General features: G+C 58.6%; 4 protein-coding genes and 1 pseudogene. All 5 read left to right on the top strand.

The features are described 5' to 3' along the window. Positions 1-204 (top strand): hypothetical protein (locus ABJK70_RS21920; RefSeq protein WP_347259131.1); only part of this gene is annotated, 204 nt, incomplete at its 5' end. 136 nt (positions 205-340) lie between these two features. Then, positions 341-658, top strand: a complete 318-nt coding sequence (locus ABJK70_RS21915) for a transposase (protein ID WP_086135672.1) — start codon at positions 341-343, stop codon at positions 656-658. Positions 659-692: 34 nt separating this feature from the next. Next, positions 693-1,064: an IS3 family transposase gene (locus tag ABJK70_RS21910; protein ID WP_347259130.1), complete on the top strand. Its 372-nt coding sequence runs from the start codon at positions 693-695 to the stop codon at positions 1,062-1,064. A gap of 491 nt (positions 1,065-1,555) precedes the next feature. Continuing rightward, on the top strand, positions 1,556-2,797 hold the full coding sequence (gene ltrA / locus ABJK70_RS21905; protein ID WP_347259129.1) for a group II intron reverse transcriptase/maturase: 1,242 nt from the start codon (positions 1,556-1,558) through the stop codon (positions 2,795-2,797). A 79-nt stretch (positions 2,798-2,876) separates the two neighbouring features. After that, positions 2,877-3,347, top strand: a pseudogene (locus ABJK70_RS21900) (IS3 family transposase); the annotation flags it as partial. Positions 3,348-3,571 lie beyond the last annotated feature (224 nt).

The raw sequence follows: 3,571 nt of genomic DNA, 5'->3' as shown, positions 1-3,571 counted from the left end.
GAGTATCGGAGAATTCAACCGGACCTTGCGCGGCTGGCCAACTATTTCCACGACCGTAACTGCACCAGGACGATCTCCAACGTGAAGCTGCGTGTGGATGAGCGGGTGCAATTTTATCTGCTGCATCATCACAAGCCAGGAGCGAGCACATGGATACAGCCGCTTCCCGGGACCTGTGATCTATGGACGCAATGGACTTTTTAAACTGCCGACAAAGGCGCTTTGGCGATCGGCACATGCCTTGTTGCGAAGACCATTGGAAAGCCGCGTACGGAAAAGTGGGGTAGGCTCGAAAAAGTGGACGCCATCAATCCTGTAAAGTGGTTGATGGAGGTACGAAATGGCAAAGTTACCCAGACAGTCGTTCACAGCAGAATTTCGAGAACAGGCCGTAAAGTTGGTGTCGGACGAAAAGCTGACGCTGCCGGAAGCCGCACGGCGATTAGGGATGTCGGCAAAAACGCTAGCGAACTGGGTGCATCGGGCCCGTGCAGGGCGACTGAGCACGGTAGGCGAAAGCCGCCAGCCGGTGACCGATGTAGAAGCCGAGAATGCCCGTCTGAGGCGCGAATTGGCGGAAGTCCGGATGGAGCGCGATTTGTTAAAAAAGGCGGCAGCGTATTTCGCGAGCGAGTCGGTGCGAGGTACGCGTTCATGAAGACTCATCGAAAGGATTTCCCGTTGGAGCTGATGTGCCGCGTGTTCGAGGTCTCGAAGAGCGGCTATTACGCCTGGCTGAAGGCAAGCCCTCGAAGCGGTCGCAGGAGAATGCGCGCTTGGAAGTAGCGATCCGGGCGGCTCATACCCGGAGCCGGGAAACCTATGGGCCGATCCGGTTGCAGCCGGAGTTGGCCGCGGACGGTTTCCGGGCCGGGATCGGTAGGATCAAGCGACTCCGGCGAAAGCTGGGTTTGCGCTGCAAACAGGTGAGGAAATTCAAGGCGACGACGCACTCGAATCACAGCCTGCCGGTGGCGGAGAACCTACTGAACCAGGACTTCACCACGGCACGTCCTGGCCAAGTGTGGGTGACGGATATCAGTGTGCCGCAGCAAGCGGCGTAAGAGATGAGGGTAGGCCCCTCGCCATCGGCTTGCAGGAGCAGGTGGCAAACCACCGTAAGCGGCGTGCGGCAAAAGCGCGGGTCGTGAGCGTTACGGAAAAGGCGTCTTAAGGCGTCAGGTATGGATCAACGAAGACGAACAACCGTGAACTGCCGTTCAAGTGTCGAAAGTACTCAGATGACATCAAAACCGGGGAGTGATGTTGCTCCGGGATCAGTAAAGGCGAAACCTGCTTACGGCCTTTGCGGTGTCCGGCATAGAGGCAGCGTGAGCGTGATCCGGGCTCTTACGTTGAACTGCGGGAACCTTCGGCGGCGATGCGAAGGGAAAGGCGCAAGCCCGAAAGGCGAGGCCGACAGTACCGATGCGCCGCCAAGGGGCGGAGCGACTCGTAGTAGTGCTGAAGCCGCTGTAATGGCGGTGGAGCGAAGGGGTCGCATCATCCGGTCGTGGGGTTGGGTCAACTGCGCAAGCAGGAGGAGCCCGGCGTCATGACCAAGCCGTACGACATTCCCAAATCCTGGGTTTGGGAAGCCTATCAGTGTGTGAAAGCCAACGGAGGATCAGCCGGCATCGACCGGGAAACCATTGAAATCTTCGAACAGCGCTTGGGCGACAACCTGTACAAGCTTTGGAATCGGCTCTGTTCCGGCAGCTATTTCCCGCCGCCGGTCAAAGGCGTGCCGATACCGAAGAAGTCAGGGGGAGTGCGTTTGCTCGGTGTTCCGACTGTGGCCGACCGAGTGGCACAGACCGTGGTGAAGCGGGTGCTTGAGCCGAAACTGGAACCGGTGTTTCACCGAAATTCCTATGGTTACCGGCCCGGGCGCTCGGCGCATGATGCGATTGCCCTGGTCAGGCGGCGCAGTTGGGAGTACGACTGGGTGGTCGAGTTCGATATCAAGGGACTGTTCGACAACATTGACCATGAACTGCTGTTACGGGCGGTTCGCAAGCACTGCCAAATTCCCTGGGTGTTGCTGTATGTCGAGCGCTGGCTCAAGGCACCCTTGGAAACTACGGATGGCCAACGGGTCGATCGGACCAAGGGCACGCCGCAAGGCGGTGTCGTGAGTCCGTTGCTGGCCAACCTGTTCCTGCACTATGCCTTCGACCGGTGGGTCAGCGAGCATCTGCGGAGTGTGCGATTCTGCCGCTATGCCGACGATGGGGTGGTCCACTGCAAGAGCCTGGCGCAGGCGCAGTTGGCGTTGCGGAGGATCGGCGAGCGTTTTCGCCAGTGCGGGCTGGAACTACATCCGGAGAAGACACGGATCGTCTACTGCAAGGACGTCAATCGACCGGGGGACTATCCGACGACGGCGTTCACGTTCCTGGGCTATACGTTTCGACCGCGAAAGGCGGTGGATAAATATGGCCGGGTCTACGTGAATTTTGCGCCGGCGGTCAGTCGTGACGCCCTCAAGGCGATGCGGCAAACCATTCGGGGATGGCATCTTCAGTTGAAGTGCGACAAGGAACTTCGTGATCTCTCCGTCATGTTCAACCCGGTGCTGCGGGGATGGCTCCATTACTACGGACGGTTTCATGGATCGGCGATGGCTTCGGTATGGAAGCACCTGAATGCCTATCTGGGGCGCTGGCTGATGCGCAAATATAAACACCTGGCTCGCCATAAAACGCGGGCCAGGCGTGCGCTCGGTCGGCTCGCTGCCAAGATGCCAGGGGCATTCGTTCACTGGGAGGCGGGGTATGCCCCGATGGCTGGATGATGGGAGCCGGATGAACTGAGAGGTTCACGTCCGGTTCTGCGAGGGGCTGAGGGTGCAATTCCCCCGGTCTACTCACCCCTATATCCCGACCCAGCAGGGCTGGCTGTATCTGGCAGGCGTTAAGGACGTCCACACCTGCGAGATCGTGGGCTATGCCATGGGTGCCCGTATGACGCAGGAGCTGACCGGACAGGCGTTGATTCGGGCGGTGAAGCACCAACGGCCGGCACCCGGCTTGATTCACCACTCCGACCGAGGAAGTCAGTATTGCGCCAGCGGCTATCAGGCGTTGCTGAAACAGTTTCGGATGCAACCGTCCATGAGCCGCCGGGGTCACGGCTACGACAACGCCCCCATGGAAAGCTTCTGGGGTACGCTAAAAAATGAATGGGTCCACCACCGACGTTACACCACGCGGGCGGAGGCCAAGGCGGACATGACCGAGTACATTGAAATCTTCTACAACCGTCAAAGGCGACATTCGAAACTCGGCAATCTCTCACCCGTGGTCTTTGCTCAACAAGCAAGGATTCAACCGATGGGAGCTTAAGCTGATGGCGTCCACTATTGACGACCTAGGCCAAAGCGTAGGCATGGTCCGATGAGACGGGACAGGCCAACTTGACGTCGTCGCGGTTTGTGACGCGACGCCAGACAAAAGGGTGGCAACAGATAGACCGGCGCTAAACTAATGGCAACCCGTCCTCTACTTTACCCAGCTTCATTAGGACAACTGGCGAAAGCTCATTTCCTACCCTTGTCGATCTTGGCTAG

It is taken from the genome of Methylocaldum sp. (assembly GCF_039794385.1).
Lineage (GTDB): Bacteria > Pseudomonadota > Gammaproteobacteria > Methylococcales > Methylococcaceae > Methylocaldum.
The sequence above is the reverse complement of the archived record's forward strand: the minus strand, read 5'-3'. Positions and strand labels throughout refer to the sequence as shown.